The organism is Caulobacter segnis, from assembly GCF_019931575.1.
Lineage (GTDB): Bacteria > Pseudomonadota > Alphaproteobacteria > Caulobacterales > Caulobacteraceae > Caulobacter > Caulobacter segnis_C.
Genome location: NZ_CP082923.1, coordinates 5,062,191 through 5,086,841 on the forward strand (window position 1 = coordinate 5,062,191; position 24,651 = coordinate 5,086,841).

The 24,651-nt window shown below is 68.7% G+C and carries 28 protein-coding genes; 13 read left to right on the plus strand and 15 right to left on the minus strand.

Going from position 1 to position 24,651, the window contains the following annotated elements:
- Window positions 1-27 precede the first annotated feature (27 nt).
- Complete coding sequence (locus tag K8940_RS23235) at window positions 28-714, plus strand: FABP family protein (RefSeq protein ID WP_223392393.1); 687 nt, start codon at window positions 28-30, stop codon at window positions 712-714.
- A gap of 2 nt (window positions 715-716) precedes the next feature.
- Here the strand turns inward: K8940_RS23235 and thpR are convergent, their stop codons facing one another.
- Together thpR and K8940_RS23245 are read right to left on the minus strand one after the other, a co-directional pair.
- Window positions 717-1,256: an RNA 2',3'-cyclic phosphodiesterase gene (thpR, locus tag K8940_RS23240; RefSeq protein WP_223392394.1), complete on the minus strand. Its 540-nt coding sequence runs from the start codon at window positions 1,254-1,256 to the stop codon at window positions 717-719.
- Window positions 1,257-1,269: 13 nt separating this feature from the next.
- Complete coding sequence (locus K8940_RS23245; protein WP_223392395.1) at window positions 1,270-2,322, minus strand: aldo/keto reductase; 1,053 nt, start codon at window positions 2,320-2,322, stop codon at window positions 1,270-1,272.
- Window positions 2,323-2,519: 197 nt separating this feature from the next.
- On the opposite strand from K8940_RS23245, the gene K8940_RS23250 reads away from it, so the two are divergent.
- Together K8940_RS23250 and K8940_RS23255 are read left to right on the plus strand one after the other, a co-directional pair.
- Window positions 2,520-3,269 (plus strand): Bax inhibitor-1/YccA family protein, encoded by a 750-nt coding sequence (locus K8940_RS23250; protein ID WP_223392396.1) that lies wholly within the window; start codon window positions 2,520-2,522, stop codon window positions 3,267-3,269.
- Between the two features lie 116 nt (window positions 3,270-3,385).
- Entirely contained in the window at window positions 3,386-3,742 is a 357-nt protein-coding gene (locus K8940_RS23255) for a hypothetical protein (RefSeq protein ID WP_223392397.1), read from the plus strand.
- A 7-nt stretch (window positions 3,743-3,749) separates the two neighbouring features.
- On the opposite strand, the gene K8940_RS23260 is transcribed toward K8940_RS23255, so the two are convergent.
- From K8940_RS23260 to acnA, 3 genes are all read right to left on the minus strand, one after another.
- Window positions 3,750-4,082: a DUF2794 domain-containing protein gene (locus K8940_RS23260; protein ID WP_223392398.1), complete on the minus strand. Its 333-nt coding sequence runs from the start codon at window positions 4,080-4,082 to the stop codon at window positions 3,750-3,752.
- 572 nt (window positions 4,083-4,654) lie between these two features.
- The gene (locus K8940_RS23265) at window positions 4,655-5,422 is read right to left on the minus strand and encodes a DUF1223 domain-containing protein (protein WP_223392399.1); all 768 of its coding nucleotides are present in this window, start codon (window positions 5,420-5,422) and stop codon (window positions 4,655-4,657) included.
- Between the two features lie 169 nt (window positions 5,423-5,591).
- A complete protein-coding gene (gene acnA / locus K8940_RS23270) occupies window positions 5,592-8,282 on the minus strand; it encodes an aconitate hydratase AcnA (protein ID WP_223392400.1) in 2,691 nt (896 codons plus the stop codon).
- Window positions 8,283-8,464: 182 nt separating this feature from the next.
- Between acnA and ccmA the strand changes: the two genes are divergently transcribed.
- Window positions 8,465-9,088, plus strand: a complete 624-nt coding sequence (gene ccmA / locus K8940_RS23275; protein ID WP_223392401.1) for a heme ABC exporter ATP-binding protein CcmA — start codon at window positions 8,465-8,467, stop codon at window positions 9,086-9,088.
- Window positions 9,085-9,750, plus strand: coding sequence for a heme exporter protein CcmB (gene ccmB / locus K8940_RS23280; RefSeq protein ID WP_223392402.1), 666 nt, complete (start codon window positions 9,085-9,087; stop codon window positions 9,748-9,750). Before ccmA ends, ccmB begins: the two co-directional genes overlap by 4 nt.
- Before the next feature lie 5 nt (window positions 9,751-9,755).
- Here ccmB and K8940_RS23285 read toward each other — a convergent pair whose 3' ends face one another.
- Window positions 9,756-10,649 carry a DMT family transporter gene (locus K8940_RS23285; protein ID WP_223392403.1) on the minus strand — a complete coding sequence of 298 codons (894 nt, stop codon included), beginning with the start codon at window positions 10,647-10,649 and terminating at the stop codon, window positions 9,756-9,758.
- Window positions 10,650-11,023: 374 nt separating this feature from the next.
- Here K8940_RS23285 and K8940_RS23290 point away from each other — a divergent pair, with 374 nt between their 5' ends.
- Complete coding sequence (locus K8940_RS23290; protein ID WP_223392404.1) at window positions 11,024-11,452, plus strand: Spy/CpxP family protein refolding chaperone; 429 nt, start codon at window positions 11,024-11,026, stop codon at window positions 11,450-11,452.
- Window positions 11,453-11,509: 57 nt separating this feature from the next.
- Here K8940_RS23290 and K8940_RS23295 read toward each other — a convergent pair whose 3' ends face one another.
- Window positions 11,510-12,643, minus strand: a complete 1,134-nt coding sequence (locus tag K8940_RS23295; RefSeq protein WP_223392405.1) for a PDZ domain-containing protein — start codon at window positions 12,641-12,643, stop codon at window positions 11,510-11,512.
- 75 nt (window positions 12,644-12,718) lie between these two features.
- On the opposite strand from K8940_RS23295, the gene ccmC reads away from it, so the two are divergent.
- The 3 genes from ccmC to K8940_RS23310 are packed head-to-tail and all read left to right on the plus strand — an operon-like array spanning window position 12,719 to window position 14,135.
- Complete coding sequence (ccmC, locus tag K8940_RS23300; RefSeq protein WP_223392406.1) at window positions 12,719-13,462, plus strand: heme ABC transporter permease CcmC; 744 nt, start codon at window positions 12,719-12,721, stop codon at window positions 13,460-13,462.
- Window positions 13,459-13,626: a heme exporter protein CcmD gene (gene ccmD / locus K8940_RS23305; protein WP_223392407.1), complete on the plus strand. Its 168-nt coding sequence runs from the start codon at window positions 13,459-13,461 to the stop codon at window positions 13,624-13,626. The genes ccmC and ccmD overlap by 4 nt, the downstream gene beginning before the upstream one ends.
- Window positions 13,623-14,135 carry a DsbE family thiol:disulfide interchange protein gene (locus K8940_RS23310; RefSeq protein WP_223392408.1) on the plus strand — a complete coding sequence of 171 codons (513 nt, stop codon included), beginning with the start codon at window positions 13,623-13,625 and terminating at the stop codon, window positions 14,133-14,135. Before ccmD ends, K8940_RS23310 begins: the two co-directional genes overlap by 4 nt.
- Here the strand turns inward: K8940_RS23310 and K8940_RS23315 are convergent.
- Window positions 14,119-14,523, minus strand: a complete 405-nt coding sequence (locus K8940_RS23315; protein WP_223392409.1) for a hypothetical protein — start codon at window positions 14,521-14,523, stop codon at window positions 14,119-14,121. The genes K8940_RS23310 and K8940_RS23315 overlap by 17 nt on opposite strands.
- Window positions 14,524-14,643: 120 nt before the next feature.
- Here K8940_RS23315 and K8940_RS23320 point away from each other — a divergent pair, with 120 nt between their 5' ends.
- Window positions 14,644-14,922 (plus strand): hypothetical protein, encoded by a 279-nt coding sequence (locus K8940_RS23320; RefSeq protein WP_223392410.1) that lies wholly within the window; start codon window positions 14,644-14,646, stop codon window positions 14,920-14,922.
- Between the two features lie 9 nt (window positions 14,923-14,931).
- On the opposite strand, the gene K8940_RS23325 is transcribed toward K8940_RS23320, so the two are convergent.
- The 3 genes from K8940_RS23325 to ftsY all read right to left on the minus strand — a co-directional run bounded on the left by K8940_RS23325 (window position 14,932) and on the right by ftsY (window position 17,170).
- On the minus strand, window positions 14,932-15,492 hold the full coding sequence (locus K8940_RS23325) for a MarR family winged helix-turn-helix transcriptional regulator (protein ID WP_223392411.1): 561 nt from the start codon (window positions 15,490-15,492) through the stop codon (window positions 14,932-14,934).
- 109 nt (window positions 15,493-15,601) lie between these two features.
- Window positions 15,602-16,216 (minus strand): inner membrane-spanning protein YciB, encoded by a 615-nt coding sequence (locus K8940_RS23330; RefSeq protein WP_223395967.1) that lies wholly within the window; start codon window positions 16,214-16,216, stop codon window positions 15,602-15,604.
- Between the two features lie 12 nt (window positions 16,217-16,228).
- Window positions 16,229-17,170, minus strand: a complete 942-nt coding sequence (gene ftsY, locus K8940_RS23335) for a signal recognition particle-docking protein FtsY (protein ID WP_223392412.1) — start codon at window positions 17,168-17,170, stop codon at window positions 16,229-16,231.
- 91 nt (window positions 17,171-17,261) lie between these two features.
- On the opposite strand from ftsY, the gene K8940_RS23340 reads away from it, so the two are divergent.
- On the plus strand, window positions 17,262-17,903 hold the full coding sequence (locus K8940_RS23340; RefSeq protein WP_223392413.1) for a trimeric intracellular cation channel family protein: 642 nt from the start codon (window positions 17,262-17,264) through the stop codon (window positions 17,901-17,903).
- Window positions 17,904-17,915: 12 nt separating this feature from the next.
- On the opposite strand, the gene K8940_RS23345 is transcribed toward K8940_RS23340, so the two are convergent.
- The 4 genes from K8940_RS23345 to dapF form a co-directional block, all read right to left on the minus strand.
- Complete coding sequence (locus K8940_RS23345; RefSeq protein ID WP_223392414.1) at window positions 17,916-18,365, minus strand: GFA family protein; 450 nt, start codon at window positions 18,363-18,365, stop codon at window positions 17,916-17,918.
- Window positions 18,366-18,367: 2 nt separating this feature from the next.
- A complete protein-coding gene (locus tag K8940_RS23350) occupies window positions 18,368-19,249 on the minus strand; it encodes an endonuclease/exonuclease/phosphatase family protein (RefSeq protein WP_223392415.1) in 882 nt (293 codons plus the stop codon).
- A 101-nt stretch (window positions 19,250-19,350) separates the two neighbouring features.
- Window positions 19,351-20,694: a tRNA (N(6)-L-threonylcarbamoyladenosine(37)-C(2))-methylthiotransferase MtaB gene (gene mtaB / locus K8940_RS23355; protein WP_223392416.1), complete on the minus strand. Its 1,344-nt coding sequence runs from the start codon at window positions 20,692-20,694 to the stop codon at window positions 19,351-19,353.
- 3 nt (window positions 20,695-20,697) lie between these two features.
- Window positions 20,698-21,552 (minus strand): diaminopimelate epimerase, encoded by an 855-nt coding sequence (gene dapF, locus K8940_RS23360; RefSeq protein WP_223392417.1) that lies wholly within the window; start codon window positions 21,550-21,552, stop codon window positions 20,698-20,700.
- 72 nt (window positions 21,553-21,624) lie between these two features.
- Between dapF and K8940_RS23365 the strand changes: the two genes are divergently transcribed.
- A complete protein-coding gene (locus K8940_RS23365; protein WP_223392418.1) occupies window positions 21,625-22,413 on the plus strand; it encodes a potassium channel family protein in 789 nt (262 codons plus the stop codon).
- An 84-nt stretch (window positions 22,414-22,497) separates the two neighbouring features.
- Window positions 22,498-24,630, plus strand: a complete 2,133-nt coding sequence (locus tag K8940_RS23370; RefSeq protein ID WP_223392419.1) for a prolyl oligopeptidase family serine peptidase — start codon at window positions 22,498-22,500, stop codon at window positions 24,628-24,630.
- Window positions 24,631-24,651: the final 21 nt, after the last annotated feature.

A 24,651-nucleotide genomic window follows, 5' to 3' on the forward strand; every position in this document is an offset into this window, starting at 1 on the left:
GCCAAGCTTGGCCGGAGCCGCGACGACATGTTCGACTTTCCCGACGACATCTTCACCGAACCCGAGGACGTGGATCCGGACACCCTGGCCAATCTGGGCCCGCTGCGCCGCCTGGCCGGCGTCTGGGAAGGCCGCAAGGGCGTCGACGTCAATCCCAAGGCCGAGGGCCCCGAGCGGCGCGAATTCCTCGAGCGCATCGAGATCCAGCCGATCGACCCGCAGGCCAATGGGCCTCAGTTGCTCTACGGCTTGCGCTACCACGTCCATATCGTCGCCTCGGACGAGGACACCACCTTCCACGATCAGGTCGGCTACTGGCTGTTCGAGCCGAAGACCGGCCTGATCATGCAGACCCTGGCCATTCCGCGCGGCCAGACGGCGCTGGCCAGCGGCCGCGCGCTCGAGGACGGTTCGGGCCTGACGGTGCGCGCCGAGCGGGGCGAGCCGGGCTACGGCATCTGCTCGACCGACTTCCTGGAGTGGGCATTCCGGACGGATTCCTACCAGCTGGACGTCAAGTTCGAGGCCGACGGCGGCTGGTCCTACGTTTCGACCACCATGCTGCAGGTCCGGGGCCGCGAGGAGCCGTTCAAGCACATCGATCGCAACACCCTGGCCAAGGTGGCCGAGCCCCGACCCAATCCGTCGGCGCGGATCGCGGCGGGCGAGACCCTGGTCCAGGCCCACGGCTTCACCACGATCGGCCACGACTAGGTTTAGCCCGCCAGCGGATACTCGCGTTCCAGGCGGTAGGCCGAGCCCTCGTGCGTCCGCCAGCTGGAGTAGAGGCCGAAGCGATCGACATGGAAGGCCGGCGAATGGAGCAGGTTGTTCGCCTGGATCCAGGCGCCGACCTCGGGAACGGCGGGGCGCTTCAGATAGGCCAGGGTGACGTGGGGCGTGTAGAGCCGCGTCTCGGGCTTCAGTTCGGCGGCGCGGGCGGCGCTCTCGTTGGCCTTCTGCAGGCGGCGCAGCGGGGCGCTGTCCTCGACCCCGGCCCAGACGGCGTGGATCTCGGCGCCCTCGCCGAAATGGCCGACCCCGGCCAGCGCCAGGTCGAAGGCCGGCGCGTCGATCTCCGCCAGCGCCTCGTCGAGGTCGGCCGCCGCCGGCTCCTGCACGTCGCCGACGAAGCGCAGGGTGATATGGAACGCCTCCTGCGGCCGCCATCGCGCCCCCTCGATCCCATGCTGGCGCGAGAGCAGGCCCTGGCCGATCTTCGGCGGGATGGCGATGGCGGTGAAGAGGCGGATCATGCGGGACTGACGCCTAGGGGCAGGGATTGGGCTGGCGGGCGTGGATGGCGTCGACCGCCTTTTCCAGCTCGTCGGTCCAGGTCAGGTCGAAGGCGTCGATATTGGTCTTCAGCTGGTCCATCGACGTCGCGCCGATGATCGTGGCGGTCACGAACGGGCGCGCATCGCAGAACTTCAGGGCCAGCTGGGCCGGATCCAGGCCGTTGGCCCTGGCCAGGTCGACATAGGCGCGGAAGCTCTCCTGGGCCCCGGGGCCCTCGTAGCGCTGCATGCGGTTGTAGAGCGCCTTGCGCGAACCCTCGGGCGCGGCCCCGTCCAGATACTTGCCGGTCAGCTGGCCCTGGGCCAGCGGGGAATAGGCCAGCAGGCCCACCTGCTCACGCATGGCGATCTCGGCCAGGCCGTATTCGAAGGTGCGGTTGGCCAGGTGATAGGCGTTCTGGATCGAGGCGACGCGCGGCAAGCCCTTGGCTTCGCTCTCGGCCAGGAACTTCATCACGCCCCACGGGAACTCGTTCGACACGCCGACGTGGCGGATCGAGCCCTTCCTCACATGGGCGTCCAGCGCTTCGAGGATGTCGCCGAACGCCTCGAAGTCCTGGTCATAGTCCTTGTAGGTCTGGCCGCCGAACACCCGCACGCGGCGGTCGGGCCAGTGCAGCTGGTAGAGGTCCAGATAGTCGGTCTTCAGGCGGCGCAGCGAGCCCTCGACGGCCTCGTCGATCTGGGCGCGGGTCTGGCGGGTGGTCGCGCCGTCCTTGCGCATCCAGGACAGGCCGCCGAACGCCGCGCCCTGGCCGGCGACCTTGGAGGCCAGCACGACGTCCTGGCGCTTGCCCGTCTTGGCCATCCACGAGCCGATATATTCCTCGGTTCGCCCTTGAGTTTCGGGATTGGGCGGGCTGGCGTACATCTCGGCGGTGTCCCAGAAGGTCACGCCGCGCCCCAGCGCGTAGTCCATCTGCTCGTGCGCCTCGGCCTCGGAATTCTGCGAACCCCAGGTCATGGTGCCCAGGCAGCAGCGCGAGACGGTGACGTCCGTCCGGCCCAGCTTGACGTACCGCATGCGCTAGCCCCTCTTTTGCCTTGTTGGGCAAGCTTTCTAAGGGGCGTTACCCGGCGCCGGCAAGGCGGCTCTATGGCGGGTCGACTTTCACGAACGCATACCATGAACACTTTCGTGAGGGGATTGCGCGGCCGGCCGGGACACCCGATATTCATCTGGCGTCCACCGTGGACGCTCTAGCTCAAGGGCTTATTTCGATGAACGACTTCAACCGCGGCTACGCGCGCTCGATCCCCGCGGATCGCGCCGACATGTCGGTTGACGCCGGCCTGCGTAGTTTCATGCTCGGCGTCTACAACAAGGTGGCGCTGGGCCTCGTCCTGTCCGGCGCCCTGGCGTGGGTCACCTCGTCGGTCCCGGCCGTGCGCGACCTGATGTTCGTCGTCCAGGGCGGCGTCCTGGTCGGCGTGACCCCGATCTATCTGGTCGTCGCCTTCGCCCCGATCGTCCTGCTGCTGGTGGCCGGCTTCGCGCTGCGCAACCCCACGCCGCAGACGGCCGGCGCGCTGTACTGGACGATCGTCAGCCTGATCGGCGCGTCGCTGGGCACCGTGTTCCTGCGCTATACGGGCCAGTCGGTCGCCTCGACCTTCTTCATCACGGCCGCCGCCTTCGGCGGGCTGAGCCTGGTGGGCTACACGACCAAGAAGGACCTGACCGGCTTCGGCAGCTTCCTGATCATGGGCGTGTGGGGTCTGCTGATCGCCTCGATCGTGAACATGTTCCTGCACAGCAGCGCGCTCATGTTCATCGTCAACATCCTGGGCGTGCTGATCTTCGCAGGCCTGGTCGCCTACGACACCCAGCGCCTGAAGATGACCTACTACCAGCTGGGCGGCGACACGGCGGCCCAGGGCGTGGCCACCAACTTCGGCGCGCTGTCGCTGTACATCAACTTCATCAACCTCTTCCAATTCCTGCTCAGCATCCTGGGCAGCCGCCGCTAAGGCGGGACTGGAAGTCGGAAACGACGAGCCCCGGCGGGAAACCGCCGGGGCTTTTTCTTTGGCCACGCTTTTCCTTTGGCGGCGCGCGACCCATCTTGGCGGTGATGGAGACCACGATGATCCGGACCTTCGGCCTCGCCCTCGGCGCTACCCTGATCCTCGCCGCCGCCGCCCAGGCGCAGACGGCCCTGCCCGCCTATCCGCCCGTCATCAAGGGTCCGATGCTGTCGCTGGCGCGGCCCGAGCTTTCCAAGTCCGTTTCGCCGGTCGAGCTGCGCTATGCGCGGGCCCCGGCGGTCCTGCCGCGCGGCGTGGCCAAGACGTCGGTCGAACGTCGCGAAGGCGGCGTCACCGGCGCGGCCGGGGTGCTATGCGGCATCCAGCCCAGCGCCGACGACAGCGGCGTGGGCACGGCGCGCGGCTACGACAACGAAGGCCGTTTCGTCGGGGCCAAGCTGGCCTTCTCGTTCTAACGACGCCTCAGTCGACGACCGAGAACTTTCCCTTCTCGAACACCCGCAGCACCTGGGCCAGCTCGTGGCCGCGCTTAAGGATCTGTCCGCCCTGGCCGAACACGGCCCAGGCGCCCTGCTTGCGGCTCAGGGCCGGATGCTTCTCGACGCGATAGAGCGGGGCCTCGGCGGCGTGGCGGAAGATCGAGAACACCGCCCGGTCCGACAGGCCGGCGATGCCGTAGTCGCGCCACTCGCCGGCCGCCACCATGCGGCCATACAGGCGCATCAGCTGGTCGAGCTCGCGCCGTTCGAAGAAGACGACGCCGCCGGGCGAGGAGGGATGGGTGTCCAGGGCCATCGGCGGAATCTAATCCCAAATCGGCCGATTGGAACAGACATGGCGGGAAATGGGTCTGGCGGCGTTCGTCCGTGTCCGGCCGGTCACGCCCGCCAAAAATGACACGGCACGGTCAAGGTGCGCCCCGATATGACCTTAATTTGGTCCTTCGCCCGCCTGTTTGCGGGTCGATAACATCAATGTCGGCTGATCGGACATCCTTCGGTCTCGGATCCTGAACAGCCCCCCCAGCCCCCCAGATCGCGGGCCGGTTAGCCGACAAACTCTATATCCCCTCCCCCAATGAGCCCGCGCGGATCCTCCCCCACCGCGCGGGCTTTTTGCGTTTTCAGCCTGGAAGGCGCGCCGCATAGCGGCCATGACCCGCCCTGAAAGCACCTTTGTTCGGCCCAGCCCTCGCCCGATGGGCCCGCGATAAAGAGATCGTCGACGAAGAGCGGACCGGGGTCCTGTCCAGCCCCCCCAGCCCACCCGGTCACGAGACGTTCGTCGTCGACATGCAAAAGGACCCGCGCGGCTAATCCCCTCCAGCCGCGCGGGTTTTCTTTTGTCCGGACGTCGGCGTGACGCCGCTAGCGTTCGAGCTTGGGGGTTTCCAGCACGCCCAGGATGCGGCCGCCCTTGGCGCCCTGCAGCAGGATTACCGTCTCCAGGTCTGGATCGGCGCCGATGGCGGTCGGCAGGCGGTAGAGCTTGGGCTTGCCGGCCCAGGGGCCCAGGCGGACCAGCTCGCGCACCACGTTGCGATGGATCAGGGTCTGGCCCTTGTTGTCGCCGCGCTTGATGGCGATGTCCTGCTCGCGCGGGTCGTAGCGCACCAGCCAGACCTCGCCGCCGCCGCCGCGCGGCGAGGGGCCGGAACCGACGGCGACCCGGGTCTTGCCGATGAATTCCATGTCCGGCGCGTTCACGGACGTGCGCTCCGCGGACTTGACCAGGTCCTCGACCGCCTCGGCCTTGGTTCCGGACGCCTGGACGCGGCCCCCGACCACGATCTGGGGCGTGGGTACGTCGCGCAGGGCGAACTTCTTGGCGTAGGCGCGCTGGCGTTCGGCGAAGTCCGGCTTGGCGAAGGTGTCCTTCCAGCCGAGATAGTCCCAGTAGTCGACCGAATAGGTCAGGGCCAGGACGCCCTCGCGCTTGGACAGGTCGGCCGCCAGCTGGTTGGCCTTGCCGCAGGACGAGCAGCCCTGGGCGGTGAACAGCTCGACGACGACAGGCGTCTTCGCCCTGGTCGCCACGGCCCTCGCGGGTTGGCTCCAGGCGGCGGGTCCCCATGACAGGGAAGAGGCAGCGCCGGACAGGGCCAGGCAGAGCAGGGAAAGGGCGGCCTTACGCATTGCGGGTCACTTAAGCCAAGAACGTCCGGTTTATCCGTTCACGAGGCCGTGAATAGCGACGTCATGTGGGGAGAAAGCAGGCGAGACATCGTTGTCGGGGTCCGCGCCAATGAAAAACGGCCGACTCCGCGAGGAGCCGGCCGTCTCTTTCACGCGTCGAACGCTACGCTTAGCTGGCCGACTTGGCCAGGTTGCGCAGCACGTAGTTCAGGACGCCGCCGTTCTTGAAGTATTCGAGCTCGGTCGGCGTATCGATGCGGCAACGCACCGGGAAGCGGGCGATGCGGCCGTCAGTCGGGCGGTAGAGCTCGACGATCAGCTGCTTGCGCGGCGCCAGGTCGGTGAGGCCGCGGATCGAGACGATCTCCTCGCCGGTCAGCTCCAGCTTCTGCCAGCCGTCCTGGACGAACTGCAGCGGCAGAACGCCCATGCCGACCAGGTTCGAGCGGTGGATGCGCTCGAAGCTCTCGCAGATCACCGCGCGGACGCCCAGGAGCTTGGTGCCCTTGGCGGCCCAGTCACGCGACGAGCCGGTGCCATATTCCTTGCCGCCGAACACGACGGCCGGACGGCCTTCGGCCTGGTACTTCATGGCCGCGTCGTAGATCGACATCACTTCGCCGGTCGGGAAGTGCTTGGTCACGCCGCCTTCGATGTCCGGCGTGATCTTGTTGCGGATGCGGATGTTGGCGAACGTGCCACGCATCATCACCTGGTGGTTGCCGCGACGCGCGCCGTAGCCGTTGAAGTCCACCGGCTCGACGCCGTGGTCGATCAGATACTGACCGGCCGGGCTGGTCGTCTTGATCGAACCGGCCGGGCTGATGTGGTCGGTGGTGATCGAGTCGCCGAACACGGCCAGGACGCGGGCTTCCACGATGTCGGTGACCGGAGTCGGGGTCATCGAGATGTTCGGGAAGTACGGCGGGTTCTGGACGTAGGTCGAGTCACCTTCCCAGGCGTAGGTCTGGCCGCCGGTCACCTTGATGCCCTGCCAGTTCTTGTCGCCCTTGAAGACGTCGCCGTAGCGGGTGGCGAACATCTTCTCGTTGATCGCCTTGCGCTGCAGGGCGGCGATGTCCTCGTTCGAGGGCCAGATGTCCTTCAGGAAGACGTCGTTGCCCTTCTTGTCCTGGCCGATCGGCTGGGTGGCCAGGTCGATCTTCAGCGAGCCGGCCAGGGCGTAGGCCACCACCAGCGGCGGCGAGGCCAGGTAGTTGGCGCGCACGTCCGGGTTCACGCGGCCTTCGAAGTTGCGGTTGCCAGACAGCACCGAGCACGCGACCAGGTCGGCCTCGTTGATCGTCTTGCTGATGGCTTCCGGCAGCGGGCCCGAATTGCCGATGCAGGTGGTGCAGCCGTAGCCGACCAGGTTGAAGCCCAGGGCGTCGAGGTGCTTGGTCAGGCCGGCCTTGGCCAGGTAGTCGGTGACCACCTGCGAGCCGGGGGCCAGCGAGGTCTTCACCCACGGCTTGGTCTTCAGGCCCTTGGCGACCGCGTTCTTGGCCAGCAGGCCGGCGGCGATCAGCACCGAGGGGTTGGACGTGTTGGTGCACGAGGTGATGGCGGCGATGACCACGTCGCCGTGGCCGACGTCGAAGTTCTCGCCTTCCACCGGGGCGCGCAGATCGGGCTGCTCGGCCTTGCCGAACTCACCGGCCAGCGACTCGGCGAACTTGACCGAGGCGTCGGCCAGCAGGACGCGGTCTTGCGGGCGCTTGGGGCCGGCCAGCGACGGCTGGACGCTCGACAGGTCCAGTTCCAGCGTGTCGGTGAAGGTCGGCTCGGGCGTGCCCGGCTCCCACCACAGACCTTGTTCCTTGGCGTAGGCTTCGACCAGGGCGACGCGCTCGGCCGTGCGGCCGGTGCCCTTCAGATAGGCGATGGTCGAGGCCGAGATCGGGAAGAAGCCGCAGGTGGCGCCGTATTCCGGGGCCATGTTGGCGATGGTCGCCTGGTCTTCCAGGGTCAGGTTGGCCAGGGCGTCGCCGTAGAATTCGACGAACTTGCCGACCACGCCCTTCTTGCGCAGCATCTGGGTGACGGTCAGCACCAGGTCGGTGGCCGTCGCGCCTTCCGGCAGGGCGCCGTTCAGCTTGAAGCCGATGACTTCCGGGATCAGCATCGGGATCGGCTGGCCCAGCATCGCGGCCTCGGCCTCGATGCCGCCCACGCCCCAGCCCAGCACGGCCAGGCCGTTGACCATGGTCGTGTGGCTGTCGGTGCCGACGACGGTGTCGGGATAGGCGACTTCGGCGCCGTCGACTTCGTTCGTCCAGACCGTCTGGGCCAGGTATTCCAGGTTCACCTGGTGGCAGATGCCGGTGCCGGGCGGCACGACGCGGAAGTTGTTGAACGCTGACGAACCCCAGCGCAGGAAGCGGTAGCGCTCGATGTTGCGCTCGTACTCGCGCTTGACGTTGTCGTCGTAAGCCTTCGGGTTACCGAAGTTGTCGACCATCACCGAGTGGTCGATCACCAGGTCGACCGGGTTCAGCGGGTTGATCTTGGCCGGGTTGGCGCCCAGGGCGACCATGGCGTCGCGCATCGCGGCCAGGTCGACGACGGCGGGCACGCCCGTGAAGTCCTGCATCAGCACGCGCGCCGGGCGGAAGCTGATCTCGTGCTCGACCGAGCCCTTGTTTTCCAGCCACGCGGCCACGGCCTTCAGGTCGGCTTCGTTGACCGAGACGCTGTCTTCGTTGCGCAGCAGGTTTTCCAGAAGCACCTTCATCGAGACCGGCAGCGACGAAGTTCCGGCAAGACCGGCTTCCTCGGCGGCGCGAAGGCTGTAATAGACGTAGGTCTTGCCGCCGACTTTAAGCTCGCGACGGGCTTTCAGGCTGTCCACAGACGCCATGCTAAGGATCCTTCTCTGTCCACGGCCGCCCGAAAACCACTCCCGGGATCACGCGCTAATCGGAAGGGACGCACAGGTTCCGCCTCCGCGCCGCGTACCACCCTGAACGACTGGAGGGGGGCGACCGGCCGCTTCTTAGCGCCACCGCCGCGCAACGTCCATGTCGCGCGCGGGGTCTTGCCATGTTGAGAGTTGTTCTCATTAAGGATCTGGCGATCTCGCGGGGCGAGCGCCGGCTGTTTTCGCATCTCGATCTGACGCTTAGCGCGGGCGAGGCGGCGGTGCTGGTGGGCCGAAACGGGGCGGGCAAGACCAGCCTGCTGCGCGCCGTCGCAGGCCTGCTGCGTCCGGTCGAGGGGACTGTCGCCTTCGAGGGCCAAGGGGGGCCGATCGAGGCCGACACGGCGCGGGCCGAACACCTGCACCTGCTGGGCCACCAGGACGGGCTGAAGTCCAGCCGCACCGCCTGGGAGGAGCTGCTCTTTCAGACCTTGTGGACCGGCGGGACCGAGGCCGGCGCCCGCGCGGCGGCCAGGCGGTTCGACCTCAATCGCCTGATGGACCTGGAGGTCCGTCGCCTGTCGGCCGGCCAGCGCCGGCGCCTGGCCCTGGCCCGCCTGGCCGCCAGCCCCCGGTCGCTGTGGTTGCTGGACGAGCCGATGGCCCCGCTGGACGCGGGCCAGCGCGCGGCGTTCGGCGCGGTGATGGCCGAACATCTGGCGGGCGGCGGCATGATCCTGGCCTCGGTCCACGATCCGCTGCCCATTCCCACCCGCAGCATCTCCATCGGGGAGATCGGCCAATGAAGGCGTTCGGCGTCCTCCTGCGGCGGGAGCTGGCCCTGGCCTGGGGCAAGGGCGGCGGGCCGCTTCTGGCCCTGACCTTCTATGCCTGCGTCGTCGTATTGCTGCCGATGGCCGCCGGCCGCGCGCCCGAACGCCTGGCCGCCATCGCGCCGGGCATCGCCTGGCTGGCCTTGGCCCTGGCCGCCCTGCTGTCGCTGGAGCGCCTGTTCGAGCGCGACTACGAGGACGGCGCCCTGGACCTGCTGGCCCTGGGCCCCGCGCCGCTGGAGGCCGTGGCTGTCGCCAAGTGCCTGGCCCAGTGGCTGGCCACCGGCGCGCCCCTGGCCCTGGCCGCCCCGGTCGCCGCGCTGATGCTGGGCGCCGAGCTCAAGGTCATGCCCCTATTGGTGCTGTGCGCCCTGGCCGGGGGCCTGGCCTTCGCCTTTCTGGGCGGCCTGGGCGCGGCCCTGGCCCTGGGCAGCAAGCGCGGCGGCCTGCTGGTGGCGGTGATCGTCCTGCCGTTGTTCGCGCCGCCGGTGATTTTCGGGGCCGGAGCGCTGGACGGCTATTCGGCCGGCCTGCCGTGGACGGGCGGTCTGATGCTGATGCTGGCCTACTGCGTCGGCGCGGTGGCGCTGTCGCCCCTGGCCATGGGCGCGGCGTGCCGAAACGCGCTGGACTGACGGTCCTACGGCGTCGGCGCGACCGTCGCCTGCAGCTCGCCCGGCTGGGCCTTCCGTTCGCCCAGAACCACCGCGAAGCTGCCGCCGATGATCAAGAGGCCGCCGGCGAACAGGGCCGCGGTCAGATGGTCGCCAAACAGCAGCACCCCACAGGCCGCGCCGATCAGCGGCTCGATATTGATGAACACCCCGGCGCTGGCGGCCCCGACGCGCGCGGCGCCGTACTGCCAGGCGGCGGTCGCCAGCAGGGTCGCCAGCACGCCCTGGGCCAGGATCGCGGCCCAGACCGGCGCGCTCAGCGCCAGCTTCGGCGGGCCGTGCATGACCAGGGCGATCGGCAGCACGGTGAAGGCCGCCACGATGATCGACACGGCCGGAATGGCCATGGCGTTGGGGGCCGGCGGCGCCCGGCGCAGGGTCAAGAGCCAGGCCAGGAACAAGAACAGCGCGCCGATCGACAGGGCCACGCCCCACGGCGAGCTGGCCCCGTCGGGCTTGCCGGCGATCAGGGCCGCGCCCAGGGTCGCCGCCGCGACGCCGGCCCACGACATCCTCGAGACCTTCTCGCCCAGCACCTTGGCGCTGACCGCGATCAGGGCCGGCATCGCGCCCACCAGCAGGGCCGCGACCGTGACGCTGACATGGGCAAGCCCCTCGAACTGGACCATGAACGCCACGCCGTAGAGCACGCCCGCCAGCAACACCACAGGCGAGCGGAACAGCGCCCGGACCTCGGGCTTGCGCAGGGCGAACGGCGCGGCGGCCAGGGCGGCCACCGCGAAGCGCAGCAGCACCATGTGGGCCGCGTCCGTCTCCGTCAGGATCAGCTTGCCGGTGGGAAAGCCCAGACCCCAGCAGATTCCCGCCAGGGCCAGGGCGACGAAAGCGATCGACTTCATGCGGACTCCCAAGGCCAGACGGGGACGCGCGTCGCACGGAAGCCCGTGCGCGCTTGCTAGAGGATGACGTTTCCCGGATGTGGCAGCTGACATAACGCGCGCCAGCTTGAGCGCAAGCCGGCGTTCGTCTCGGCCGCGCGCCAAACCTGTAACATTGTTCATGAAGTCAGACATTTTCGCGCCATAACGCGTGGCCAAGCTCTCGCTCATCAACGACAGGGAGCTCACAACCATGCGTAAATCACTCGTTCGCCTGGCGCTCGCGGGCGCCGCCGTCACCGCGCTGGCCGCCGGCGCCGCCGGAAGCCCCGCAACCGCCGCCCCCGCCTGAACCGCCGCCCGGCCTGATGGGCATGGGTCCGGAGGCGATGTTCATGCATCACGCCCGCGCCTTCGATCCCGAAAAGCGCGCCCAGCGCCTGCGCGACGTCCTGCAGCTGCGCCCCGACCAGGACCGCGCCTTGAAGGCCTATGTCGAGGCCACGGGCCCGAAGATCGTCAAGATCAAGAAGGAGGAGGCCAAGGACGGCGACAAGACCGCCGAGCGCGGTCCGCCGACCACGCTGGAGCGCCTGGACCGCATGTCCAAGGCCGCCGACGCCCTGAAGGCTCGCGCCGAGGCCACCCGCGCCTTCTACCTGGCCCTGACCCCCAGCCAGCAGAAGACCTTCGACGTGCTGGACCTGGACGATTCCGGCCCCGGCGGCGAGCGCGTCCACATCCATCGCCTCGACACCCGCGGCCCCGACGTCTTCAAGAGCGGCGAGCGCAAGGTGATCATCCAGCAACGCAAGGTCGGCTGACCCCGATCGAGCGTGAAGGCGCGGCGCGCCTGCACACGCCGCGCCTTCTCTCGCTTTCTAGGGGCTCGCCTGCCCCAGAAAGTCCTCAAGCACGACCTGTCTTTCGATCAGCGTCTGGCCTCGCCGCAGCGTCAGGGCGATGGTCGTGCCGCTCGGCTGCATCCAGACGGACGGCGCATCGACCCGCGCGGCGTAAGCCTCCGGCGCGAGACCATCCAGCCGCACCAGAACGTCGCCATCGAGGATTCCCGCGCGACTGGCCGGACTGGCCGTAGCCACGCGCGCGACAAAGCCCGGCGGCGTGAACGCGGCTCCCAGTCGATTGTAGACGACAGGCGTCGGCCGCTCCGGCGGCAGGAGGACCACTGTCTTCCCCGGCCCATCCAGATAGAGGTCCTGGTTGGCGAACACGTCGAGGCCGATGATCGCTTCGGGTGGGACGGCGCCGTAGTGCCGAGAGGCCGGCAGCTCCGAAACCAGAACGTTGCGCAGCGTCAGTCGCCCCAGGCGCAAGACGGACGCGAAGGCTTGCGGCGTAACGATCGCTTCCGTGGCTGGCGAATAGGAACTGTGCAGCGTCATCGGTTGCTCGGGATGCGCCTTGAGCCAGGCGATCCACAGCGCGCTCGACAGTTGCACGCCGGCGTTGGACCCGGTGTCGATCATCACGGGCAACGGGGAGGCGGGCGCTCCAGCGTCCAACACCGCGACGTTGCTGTCGATCAGCCGGAAAGCCTGACCCGCCGAAAGGTCCATCGGAATGGCGCGGTCGAATCGCGCCACGCCACGGCCAGGCGCGTAGTACAGGACGTTGGCCTCGATCGTCGCCCAGCCGATCATGGCGTCGAAGTCCCGGCCTGGGACAAGACCCTCCGGAGCCGACTTGAACAGGACAAAGACGCCTTGCGCTTCGGGCGAGCTTTTCGAGATGAGGATGCGCCTTGCCGACGAGAGGCCCCTCATCAGCACGCTCGCGGAGTCCCCCGACGGCGGCGGCTCGGCGACCGTCAGGCCAAGCCGGGCGGCGCCGTCCGGAAAGGCCGCCAGACTGTAGCTGAGACCCGTATCCAGCATGAAGCGGGTCGGCTTTCCGTCGACCCATCCATCGAGGCTCAGCCGAACTTCCGCCCGCGCGGCGCTTCCGGTCGCGATGACAGCCATCATCGCGATCACGCATGCCCTGAACCTCATCGATGCCTCCCCGCGACCCGCCTCCGTAATGATACGGCCATTGCGGGCGTTCGTCGGCCGCTCTAAGCAGCCTGCATGGACGCGCGCCACACGTTCGATTTCCTGATCAATCCCGAGCGGTTCATGGCCTTCTCGCGGTGGGCCGCGCCGTTGCTCGGCGTTCTGTCCGCCGCCGCCGGCGTCGCCGGCCTGATCATGACCTTCCTGGTCCCCGAGGACTATCAGCAGGGCGACACGGTGCGGATGATGTTCATCCACATCCCGGCCGCCTCGATCTCGATCTTTATCTATGTCTGCCTGGGCGTGGCCAGCTTCCTCGCCCTGGTCTTCCGCCAGGCCCTGGCCGACCTGGCCGCCCAGGCCTGCGCCCCGATCGGCGCGGTCTATACGGCCCTCGCTTTGATCACCGGCTCGCTGTGGGGCAAGCCGATGTGGGGGACCTGGTGGGTGTGGGACGCGCGCCTGACCTCGGTGCTGGTGCTGCTGCTGTTCTACCTGGGCTACATGGCCCTGCGCGGGGCCCTGGACGACGAGCAGAAGGCCGCGCGGGCGGCCGCCATCCTGGCCCTGGTCGGGCTGATCAACCTGCCGATCGTCAAGTTCTCGGTCGAGTGGTGGAACACCCTGCACCAGGGCTCCTCGACCTTCATGGCCAAGCGCGGCGACGGCCTGCCGGCGATCTACGCCTGGCCCGCCGTACTGATGGGCCTGTCGTATCTGGGGGCGTTCGGGGCCCTGTGGCTGGTGCGCATCCGAGCCCTGGTCTGGCGGCGCAAGGCGCGCGGCCTGGCCATGAAGCTGGCGGAGACCGCTCGATGAGCTTCGATTTCGACGCCGGCAAGTACGCCGCCTATCTGTGGCCCGCCTTCGCGATCTCGGCCGTGGCCTTCGCCTGGCTGATCGCCGACAGCGTGCTGGCCGCCCGCCGCTGGCGGCGCGAGGCCGAGCGCCTGCAGGCCGAGCTGGACGAGATGGCGCGATGAAACGCTGGCTGGCCTTCACGCCGCTGCTGATCCTGGTCGCCCTGGCGGCCCTGTTCGCCGGATATGCCCTCAAGCGCGATCCTCGCGTCCAGCCGCACGCCCTGGTCGGCAAGCCGATGCCGGCCCTGTCGCTGCCCGAGCTGACCAGCGGCCGCCCGGCCCCGATCCGCGTCCCGGGCGAGGGGCCGATCCTGGTGAACTTCTTCGCCTCGTGGTGCGCCCCATGCGAGATCGAGCACCCGCAGCTGATGGCGCTGAAGGCCCAGGGCGTGAAGGTGGTCGGCGTCGCCTATAAGGACGCCCCGGCCAACACCCAGGCCTTCCTGACCCGCCTGGGCGATCCCTTCGCCCAACGCCTGCTCGATCGCGATGGTCGCGCGGGCCTGGAGTTCGGCGTGACCGGCGTGCCCGAGACCTATCTGGTCGGCTCGGACGGCATGATCCTGGCCAAGCACACCGGCCCGCTGACGCCGGACGCGGCGGAAGACCTGCTCAAGAAGGCTCGCTAGCCGTCGACTTCACGCACGTCTTGGGCGACGCCGTCTGGCGCATCATGCCCGAGCGCAAGGCCAGAGCCTCCGTCTTCGAGACCGGGCGCAGCGCGCCACGCCCCTCCGCGACCTGATAGTCGCAGTCGGCGAGCGCGAAGGGCGGCTTGTCCTCGGTCGTGCGGCGCTCGACCAGCATCCGGTCGGCGGAGGACCATACCGAGGTCACCTCCGTCACCAGCGTCTGGCGATCCGGCGACCGAATCCAGGTCTCGCCCTTGCCGCCCACCGAGATTTCGTAGCCGTTCGGCAGGGTCTGCTTGGTCGCGAACATCGACCCCACCATGGCGGCGATCAGCAGGCCGACCCCGGCGAGAACGACCAGGAAGACGATCTTGTAGGTGCTCACGGGGGCCTCCGGACGACGGGCTGCGCTGGCGGGGTGCGCTCACAGGTCGCGGAGCTATCGCGTTAACCTGGCGTTGACCATACTCGCCGAGTCTTTGTTAACCATGTTATATCGCGCGTCATGAGCACCGTCCGTCCCGCCGGTTGGCCGTCCGTCCCATCGAAACCCGCTTCCGCGCCCGCAACCACGGGTCCGGCGGCCCAGACGCGCGCGGCTTTCTTCCAGTCGGCCCTGGGCGACGCAGCCCCGGCCCGGCCGGCCGCCGCGCCCTCGACGGTGCAGATGCAGACCATGGCCCAGCCCCAGCAGCGCCAGGCGCCGGCCCGGCCCTTCGTGCAGCCGGACAGCCAGCCGCAGAAGATCCTGCGCCCGGGTTCGCTGCTGAACATCGTGGTCTAGGCGAAAGCCCTAAGCCGCCTTCTTCGCGGCCTTGTCCTTCTTGGGCTTCTTGTCCTTCTTCGGCTTTTCGACCTTCGACGCCTTGGCCTTCTTGGCCTTGGGCTCCGGTTCGGCCGGGTGCAGCTCGGCGCCGGCCATGTCGGAGATCAGGTCGAGGAAGCCTTCGCGCTTGCCCGGCTTGAGCAGGGCCAGGATGCGGGCGTCGGCCATGGCCACCATCGGGCGGATGGCTTCCAGCGCCTCGCGGCCGGCGTCGGTCAGGCGGACGCTGTTGGCGCGGGCGTCCTCGCTGGAGCGCTGGCGTTCCAGGTGACCCTTGGTGATCATCCGGGCGACCATGTCGGCCAGGGTCGAGCGGTCGATGCCGGTGGCGCGGACCAGGGCCGTCTGGGTGACGCCCTCGTTCTCGGCCACGGCCGCCAGCACGGCGAACTGGCGCTGGGTGACCCCGGCCTCGCCGCACTCCTCGGCGTAGATATCGAGCGCCAGCTGCAGGACCCGGTGCAGAAGGTGGCTGGGCGAACGCTCCAGCAGACCGCCGACCGCCTTGTCGCCCTTGCTCTTGGCCATGCCTCGCCCCTGTCCCCATCCGGCCGTCGCTCGGCCGACGGATGAAGGCTAGCACCCGAACACGTCGGTTTGACGACAACGGTCCGTGGACGGTGGAAGTAGGAAGGCTCTAGAAGCCGGCGTCCGGCGGCTCGGCGGCGGCGGGTTCGTCGCCCTTGGCCATGTGCTTCATCATGAAGGGCACCTGGGTGGCGACAAAGACCAGGGCCAGCGGCAGCAGGCCCAGGCGGAACTTCACCCAGGTGTCGGTGCCCTGGGTGTTGCGGACGATCTCGTTCAGCAGGGCGACTACGGCGAAATAGCCGCCGTAGCGCAGGGTCAGGGTGCGCCAGGCCGCGTCTGACAGGTGCAGGGCCTCGCCCATGATCAGCTTCAGCGGCTGGCGCCCCGCGATCACCCCGCCGAACAGGAAGGCGGCCAGGGCCAGGTTGATCACCGTGACCTTGATCTTCACGAAGACGTCGGAGTGGAAGATCAGGCCCAGCGTGCCGAAGATCAGCGCCATGCCGCCGAAGAACAGCGGCAGCAGGGCCAGGCGCCGCTCGACCGCGAAGCCGATAGCCAGGGCGGCGGCCGAGGCGGCCACCAGCACCCAGGTCGCCTTCTGGAAGTCCTTGGTGATGAAATAGGCCGCGCCGAACGCGATGGCCGCGCCGTAGTCGACGACCGTCCGCACCCAGCCGTTGCTCTTTTTCCCAGCGGGTCCTTGGGGCGTCTCGACCAGTTCGCTCACGGATCAGTCCTTCAGGCCGACGAGGGAGCGCGAGAAGGCCCGGGCGTCGAACGGTTGCAGGTCGTCCACGCCCTCGCCGACGCCGATCAGCTTGATCGGGCTGTCGGAGGCGCGCGCCACCGGCACCAGCACCCCGCCCCGCGCGGTGCCGTCCAGCTTGGTCATGACAATCCCGGAAACGCCGACCTGGTTGCCGAAGATCTTCTCCTGGGCCAGGGCGTTGCGGCCGACCGTGGCGTCCAGCACCAGCAGGGTCTCGTGCGGATAGTCGGGATCGACCTTCTTCACGACACGGATGACCTTGAGCAGCTCATCCATCAGGCCCTGCTTGTTCTGCAGGCGGCCGGCGGTGTCGATCAGCACCACGTCGTAGTGCTCGGCCTTGGCGCGCTCGACGGCCTCGTAGGCCAGGGCGGCGGCGTCGGAGCCGGTCGGCTTGGACATGAAGTCGGCCCCGGCCCGGTCGGCCCAGACCTTCAGCTGCTCGACGGCGGCGGCGCGGAAGGTGTCGCCGGCGGCGATCAGCACGCGCGCGCCCTTCTCGGTCAGGTCGGCGGCGATCTTGCCCAGGGTCGTGGTCTTGCCCGAGCCGTTGACGCCGATGAACAGCACCACATAGGGGCGCGGACCGGCCAGCGGGTCGAACTCGCCCTGGCGGTCGGCCAGCTCGGCGGTGATCAGCTCGGCCAGGGCTTCCTTGATCTCGTCATCGGTCGACGACTTGCCGAAACGCGACTTGCCGAAGGCTTCGGTGATGCGGGCGGCGATCTGCGGACCGAGGTCGGCCTCGATCAGCATCTCTTCCAGGGCGTCCAGCTGCTCCTGGTCCAGGGGCTTCTTGGTGAAGACCCCCGTGACCTGGTCGGTCATCGCCTGGGAAGACCGGGTCAGGCCGGACGTCAGGCGCTGGAACCAGCCTTTTTTCTGCTCGGGCTTGTCGCTCATCCGCGCCCCTTTAGTCGAAAGGGCGAAAGTGTAAATCAGGATTTAAGGGACCACGGTTAGCGCGAGGCGGAACCGCGTGTCATGAATGGGCATGGACTTGCAGCTTGACCCTCTGGGAACGGCCCTTTTCTGGCTCGACTACGCCGCCGTGGCCGTTTTCGGGGCAACCGGCGCCCTCGCGGCCGCCCGACGCAAGCACGACATCATCACCTTCGGATTCTTCGCCGCCATCACCGGCGTGGGCGGCGGGACCCTGCGCGACCTGCTGATCGGGGCGCCGGTCTTCTGGGTGCAGCGGCCCGGCTACATCCTCGCCTGCCTGGCCGCCGCCACGGTGGTCTGGCTACTGGGCAAGCGCGGCTGGCGGTTCCGCGCCCTGCTGTGGCTCGACGCCTTGGGCATGGCCGCCTACGCCGTGGTCGGCACGGCCAAGGCGCTGGGCCTGGGCGTCCATCCGTTCAGCGCCGTGGTCATGGGCGTCCTGACCACTGCCTTCGGCGGCGTGATCCGCGACGTGCTGGCCGAGGAGCCCAATCTCCTGCTGCGCCGGGAGATCTACATCACCGCCGCCCTGCTGGGCGCGGCGGTGTTCGCGGTGCTGCAGCTGCTGGGCGCGCCGTTCTGGCCGGCGGGGATCGCCGGATTCGGCGCGGCCTTCGGCCTGCGGGCCTGCGCGATCAAGTTCGGCTGGAGCCTGCCGGGCTTCCACGGCGGGGAAGAGGTCGAGGAGTAGCGCCTTCGATCCTCAGGTGTCGTGGTCCGGATGCTGGCGGCTGACCGCCGTCCCGCTAGGCCCCATCGGCGGGCGGACCGGCATGTCGGCCAGGTGCTCGATCCAGGCCGGACGGTTCTCGACCGCCAGCTGGACCACCGGCGCCACCGCCGAGGGATCGTCGAAGGCGAAGACGGCCAGGTCGATCTTGTCCGCGCTCCACTCGAAGGTCAGCGGCGTGCCGCAGGCGGCGCAGAAGCCGCGCCTGATGGCCTCCGAGCTCTGGAAGGTCGCCCGCTCGCCCCGCGTCCAGGTCAGGTCGGCGACCTCGACGGTCACCAGCGCGCCGAACGGCCCGGCGAAGGCCTTCTGGCACATGCGGCAATGGCAGATCGAGGCGCGGCCCGGCTCGCCCTCCGCCCGGAACCGCACCGCGCCGCATTGGCAGCCGCCGCTCAATCCCGTCTTTCCGTCCTGGCCCATCCCTACCCCCTGGGTGTCAGCTTGAAGGTCACCTTGTAGCCGTCGTGATCCGACAGCACCGGCTCGTCGGCGCCGTCGAACGTGGCCTCGACCGCGATCGGGGTCACCGCGACCGCCGCGCCGTCGAGGAAACCGATGAGGTCCTGGGTGTCCAGCCACGGCGCGTCGCCGTCATATGAGATTTGGGTGTCGCAGGCCTTGGGGCGCGCGTGGCACCAGCGGCTGACCACCTCGAACGGATAGTCGCGCATCACGTGGTCGAAGCGCTCGGGCGAGTGCATGACGTTGAAGTCGCCGCCGACGATCAGCGGGGCGCCCGGCGTGCGATCGGCCTGCATGAAGCGCTTCAGCTCGTCGGCCTGCAGGTGGTGGGCCTCCGTCGCCCGGCGGCGCGGGACGCCCGAGGCGCCCTTGGAATTGAGGTGGGTGTCGGCGATCTCGACCGGCGTGGGCAGGCCCGCCACGTCGACCGCCACCAGCATCACGCCCTTGTTGGCCAGGCAGTCCAGGCCCGCGCAGTAGCGATAGGCGTGCGACTTGACCCACTCGATCGGATGGTTGGACAGCACCCAGAGGCCACTGGAGCCCCACTTGCCCAGGCCCTCGCCCTTGCGGCGGTATTTCACGCGGCGAAAGTCGGGTCGCTCGCCCTTGGGGAAGACGTTGGGATCGCGCTGGCCCTTGCGCGGGCCACGGGCCACGTACGGGTAGTCGCTCTCGTCGATCAGGTCCCAGATCTCGTCGCGGAAGCCCTCCTGGATCAGGACGACGTCGGGCTCGGTTCCCTTGGCGCGCATGGCCGCCAATTCGTGGCCGATCTGCTTCAGCGCCGTCCCGCGTCCCTTGCGGACCGGCCAGGGCAGGCCTTCGACATTGTAGGTCATGACGCTGAACGTGACCGACTTGGCGGCGCTCGTCCCCTCGTCGGCGCGCGCCGGCGCGACCGCCAGCAGGGCCAGCGCCAGAACGGCCCAGGCCCGCCGGATCAGGCCGCCCGCTCCACGACCATCCGGGCGATGACATGCGATCCGTCATGGCCGGTCACCGTGAAGGCGACGATCTCGCCCAGCGGAGCCTCGCCCTCGAAGCGGATTTCGGTGAAGTCGTCGGCGCGAGCCACGCCTTCGCGCTCGACCAGGCCCGGCAGGGTGCGGCCGACCTGGCGCTGAAGGTGACGCTCCAGGCCGCGCTGGCCGGCCTCGCGCAGGCGGCGAGCGCGATCCTTGATCACCGGCCCCTTCACCGGCGGCATCCGCGCGGCCGGGGTGCCGGGGCGCGCGCTGTAGGGGAAGACGTGCAGGAAGGCCAGGTCCGCCTCCTCGACCAGGCGCAGGGTGTTCTCGAACGCCTCGTCGGTCTCGGTCGGGAAGCCGGCGATCAGGTCGGCGCCGAAGGCGGTGTCGGGGCGCACGCGGCGCACCTCGGCCACCAGCTTCAGGGCGTCCTCGCGACTGTGGCGGCGCTTCATGCGCTTGAGGATCAGGTTGTCGCCGGCCTGCAAGGACAGGTGCAGGTAGGGCATCAGGCGCGGCTCGGTCTCCAGCAGCTTGAAGAGATCGGGATCGATCTCGGCCGCGTCGATCGACGACAGGCGCAGGCGCGGCAGATCCGGGACCATGCGCAGAATGCGGCCGACCAGTTGGCCCAGGGTGGGCTGGCCCGGCAGGTCGGCGCCCCAGGAGGTGACGTCGACGCCGGTCAGCACGACCTCGCGATAGCCTTCGGCGGCCAGCTTGCGGACCTGCTCGACGACCTCGCCGGCCGGGGCCGAGCGTGAATTGCCCCGGCCATAGGGGATGATGCAGAAGGTGCAGCGATGGTCGCAGCCGTTCTGGACCTCGACATAGGCCCGGGCGCGGTCCTTCAGGCCGTCGATCAGGTGACCGGCGGTCTCCTTGACCGACATGATGTCGTTGACCCGCACGCGGGCGCTGGTGTCCATCAGCGCGCCGGGCGCGGCCTTCTCGGCGTTGCCCAGCACGAGGTCGACCTCGGGCATGGCGGCGAAGGCGGCCGGATCGATCTGGGCGGCGCAGCCGGTGACGATGACCCGCGCGCCCGGACGCTCGCGGCGGGCCTTGCGGATCGCCTGGCGGGCCTGGCGCACGGCCTCGTTGGTCACGGCGCAGGTGTTGAACACCACCGCGTCGGCCAGGCCGTCGGCGGCGGCGCGGGCGCGGATGGCCTCGCTCTCGTAGGCGTTCAGGCGGCAGCCGAAGGTGACGACGTCGACGCCGTCCGGACCGGACATGGTCGTCGCCGGCCCGCCCTCCTCGCCGACTTCAGGCTTGGGCTTCGCGGTCGCCTTGATGACGGTGTAGGTTCCCATGGCTCAAGCCGCCACGGCCTCCGGCAGCTTGCCGGCGTATTCCATGGTGATCGGACCGGTCATGATCACGTGGCCGTCGCTCTCGCGCCACTCGATGACCAGCGACCCGCTCTCGAACTCGACCTTGGCCTTGCGGTCGGTCAGGCCGCGCCGCACGGCGGCGACCTGGGCGGCGCAGGCGCCAGTGCCGCAGGCGGCGGTCAGGCCCGCGCCGCGCTCCCAGACCTTCAGCCGGATATGGTCGCGGCTCTCGACATGCGCGAAACCGACATTGACGCCCTCGGGAAACAGCGGGTGGTGCTCGACCAGGCTGCCGGTCTTGGTGGCGAACGCGTCCGTGACCGGCGCGTCGACGAAGAACACGACGTGCGGATTGCCCATAGAGACGCAGACCGGCGTATGGACCAGCGGCGCGTCGATCGGACCGACCTGCAGCTCGACCCGGGCGGTGTCCATCTCTTCCGACAGCGGGATCTCTTTCCAGTCCAGGCCCGGCTGACCCATGTCGACCGTGACCAGCTTGTCGCCGGCGGCCACGCCCGAAAGGCGGCCCGCGACGGTGTCGAAGGCCACGGCCTCCTTGCCGGCCGACTGCATCAGCAGCCACGCCACGCAGCGGGTGCCGTTGCCGCAGGCGCCGGTCTCCTCGCCGTCCGAATTCCAGAACCGCACATAGGCCGACGCGCCCTCCGCCTTCGGAGGGTCGATGGCGATGACCTGGTCGCAGCCGACACCGCCGTCCCCACGTTTGGCGATCGCGCGGATCTCCTCAGGGGTCGGTTCGAAGCTCTGGGTGGCGGTCTCGATGACGACGAAGTCGTTGCCGAGCCCGTTCATCTTCAGGAAGGTGCGGCTCATGACGCGGCTATATAGTGGAAAGCGGCGCAAAATGCACCGCGACGATATGGGCCCACACAGGGCGGAGACCCGATGAGCCAGGACGAACACGAAGGCCTTCGTCTTCGCGCCCGCCTGCGGGCCCTGTACCACGGGGCCTCGCCGGCGGCGGTGCGGTTCCGTTACGCCGTCATCCTGATCGACCTGGCGATCATCGCCTTCTTCATCGCCGCGCCGCTGATGCAGCGTCACGGCGTGACCTTCTACCTGATCGACTACGGCGTAGCGGCCTTCCTGGGCCTGGACCTGGCCGCGCGGGCGCTCGCCCACGGCGACATCCGGTCCTGGCTGAAGAAGCCGATCGTCTGGCTGGACCTGTTCGTCCTGGCCACCCTGCTGTTCCCGGCCTGGCTGTTCAATTTCGGCTTCCTGCGGGTGCTGCGCCTGTGGACCCTGATCCACAGCGAGTTCTTCTGGCGCACGGTCGCACGGCGCTACGACGACACCCGGGTCGAGGACATCACCCGCGCCGCCAGCTCGCTGCTGACCTTCGTCTTCGTGGTCACCGGCTTCGTCTATACGAGCTTCGTCGGCCGGCACGACGGCATCTCCGGCTATGTCGACGCCCTGTATTTCACCGTCACCAGCCTGACGACCACCGGCTATGGCGACGTCACCCTGCCGGGCGCCTGGGGCAAGCTCCTGTCGATGGCGGTGATGCTGGGCGGGGTGTCGCTGTTCATCGGCCTGATCCAGTCGATCCTGCGGCCGCACAAGGTGATCTATCAGTGCCACGCCTGCGGCCTGCGCCGGCACGATCCCGACGCCGTCCACTGCAAGGCGTGCGGCGTTCTGCTGAACATTCCCGACGACGGGGTCTGACACGTACTCAAGCGCGCTGGCGCGGGTCGGGATTTGCATTACCGTCGGCCGCAGCCCCTGTCGCGACCGTCGCTGGATGCCTAGATGCGTAAGCGCCTTCTCGCCCTCCTCGTCACCTCCATCCTTGTTTCCGCGAGCCTGATGACCCTCGACCCCGCGATCGCCGCCGAAGCCCGCACGCCGCTCTCCGAACTGGGCAAGGACGACCCCTACATCTGGATGGAAGAGATCGAGGGGCCCCGCGCCCTCGACTGGGCCAAGGCCCAGAACGCCAGGAGCCTGCCGGTGCTGCAGGGCGATCCCCGCTACGCCGACCTGGAGGCCAAGGCCCTGGCCATCCTGAACGCCAAGGACCGGGTGCCGGGGGTCTCGTTCGCCGGCGACGGCTCCCTGCGCAACTTCTGGCAGGACAAGGACCATGTCCGGGGGATCTGGCGGAAAACCACGCTGGACAGCTACCGCGCGGCCGAGCCGACCTGGGAAACGATCCTCGACATCGACGCCCTATCCGAGGCCGAGAACGCCAACTGGGTGTTCAAGGGCGCAAGCTGCCTGCCGCCGGACGAGACGCGCTGCCTGGTCACGCTGTCCAACGGCGGCAAGGACGCCGTCACGGTCCGGGAGTTCGACACCACCACCAAGTCGTTTGTCCCCGGCGGCTTCGTGCTGCCCGAGGGCAAGCAGAACTACAGCTGGCTGGACAAGGACACCCTGCTGGTTGGCCGCGAATGGACCCCGGGCGAGCTGACCGAATCCGGCTACGCCTATGTTCTGAAGACTCTCAAGCGCGGCCAGGCCCTGGGCCAGGCGGTCGAGGTCTATCGCGGCCAGAAGACCGACGTCTCGGTCAGTCCCTTCGTTCTGCGCGACAGCGACGGCCAGGTCGTGGCCGTGTTGGCCCACCGGGGGGTGACCTTCTTCGAGAGCGAGACCTACCTGCTGGAAGGTTCCAAGCCGGTGAAGCTCGACCTGCCGCTCAAGAACTCGATCCAGGGCTATGTCGCCGGCCAGATGGTCGTGCTGATGGAGCAGGACTGGAAAGGCTTCAAGACCGGCGACCTGGTCAGCTTCGACCTGGCCCAGCTCAAGGCCGCGCCAGACAAGGCCTTGGCGACCCTGGTGCTGCGCCCGACGGCGCGCCAGTCGATCGAAGAGGTCACCACCACCCGCACCAAGCTGGTCGTCGGCCTGCTGGACAGCGTCAAGGGCGCGGCCAAGGTTCTGACCCATGGCGACAGGGGCTGGACCGTCCAGAGCCTGGACCTGCCAGCCAACAGCGCCATCGGCCTGGGCTCCTCGGCCGAGACCGACGAGCGGCTGTTCATCACCGTCACCGGCTATCTGGCGCCGACCACCTACTGGCTGGTCGACGCCGGGACGCTGAAGCTGGAGCAGATCAAGGCCTCGCCGGACCGCTTCGACGCCTCGACCCACGTGGTCGAGCAATTCGAAGCCACCTCGTCGGACGGGGTGAAGATCCCCTACTTCGTCGTGCGGCCCAAGGGCGTGAAATACGACGGCTCGGCCCCCACCCTGCTCTACGCCTATGGCGGGTTCCAGGTGTCGATGACTCCGGCCTATTCGGGGGTGATGGGCAAGCTGTGGCTGGAGCGCGGCGGGACCTATGTCGTCGCCAACATCCGCGGCGGCGGCGAGTTCGGCCCGGCCTGGCACGAGGCGGCCCTGAAGGCGAACCGCCAGAAGGCCTATGACGACTTCTTCGCCGTCTCCCAGGACCTGATCACCCGCAAGATCACCTCGCCACGGCGCCTTGGGATCATGGGCGGCAGCAATGGCGGCCTGCTGATGGGGGTCGCCCTGACCCAGCGGCCCGAGCTCTACAACGCCATCGTCGTGCAGGTGCCGCTGTTCGACATGATCCGCTACAGCCAGATCGGGGCGGGCGCCTCGTGGGTGGGCGAGTATGGCGACCCGGCCATACCCTCCGAGCGGGCGGTGATCGCCAAGTATGACCCGTACTCAAACCTGAAGGCCGGCCAGAAATATCCCGAGGTCTTCATCGAGACCTCGACCAAGGACGACCGCGTCCATCCGGCCCACGCCCGCAAGGCGGCGGCGCGGCTGGAGGATCTCGGCTATCCGGTGCTCTATTACGAGAACGTCGACGGCGGCCACGCGGCCAGCGCCAACCTGGCCGAGACGGCCCGGCGCCAGGCGCTGGAATACACCTACCTGACCCGCAGGCTGATGGACTGAGCCGAGAGTGCGTTAGGGTTA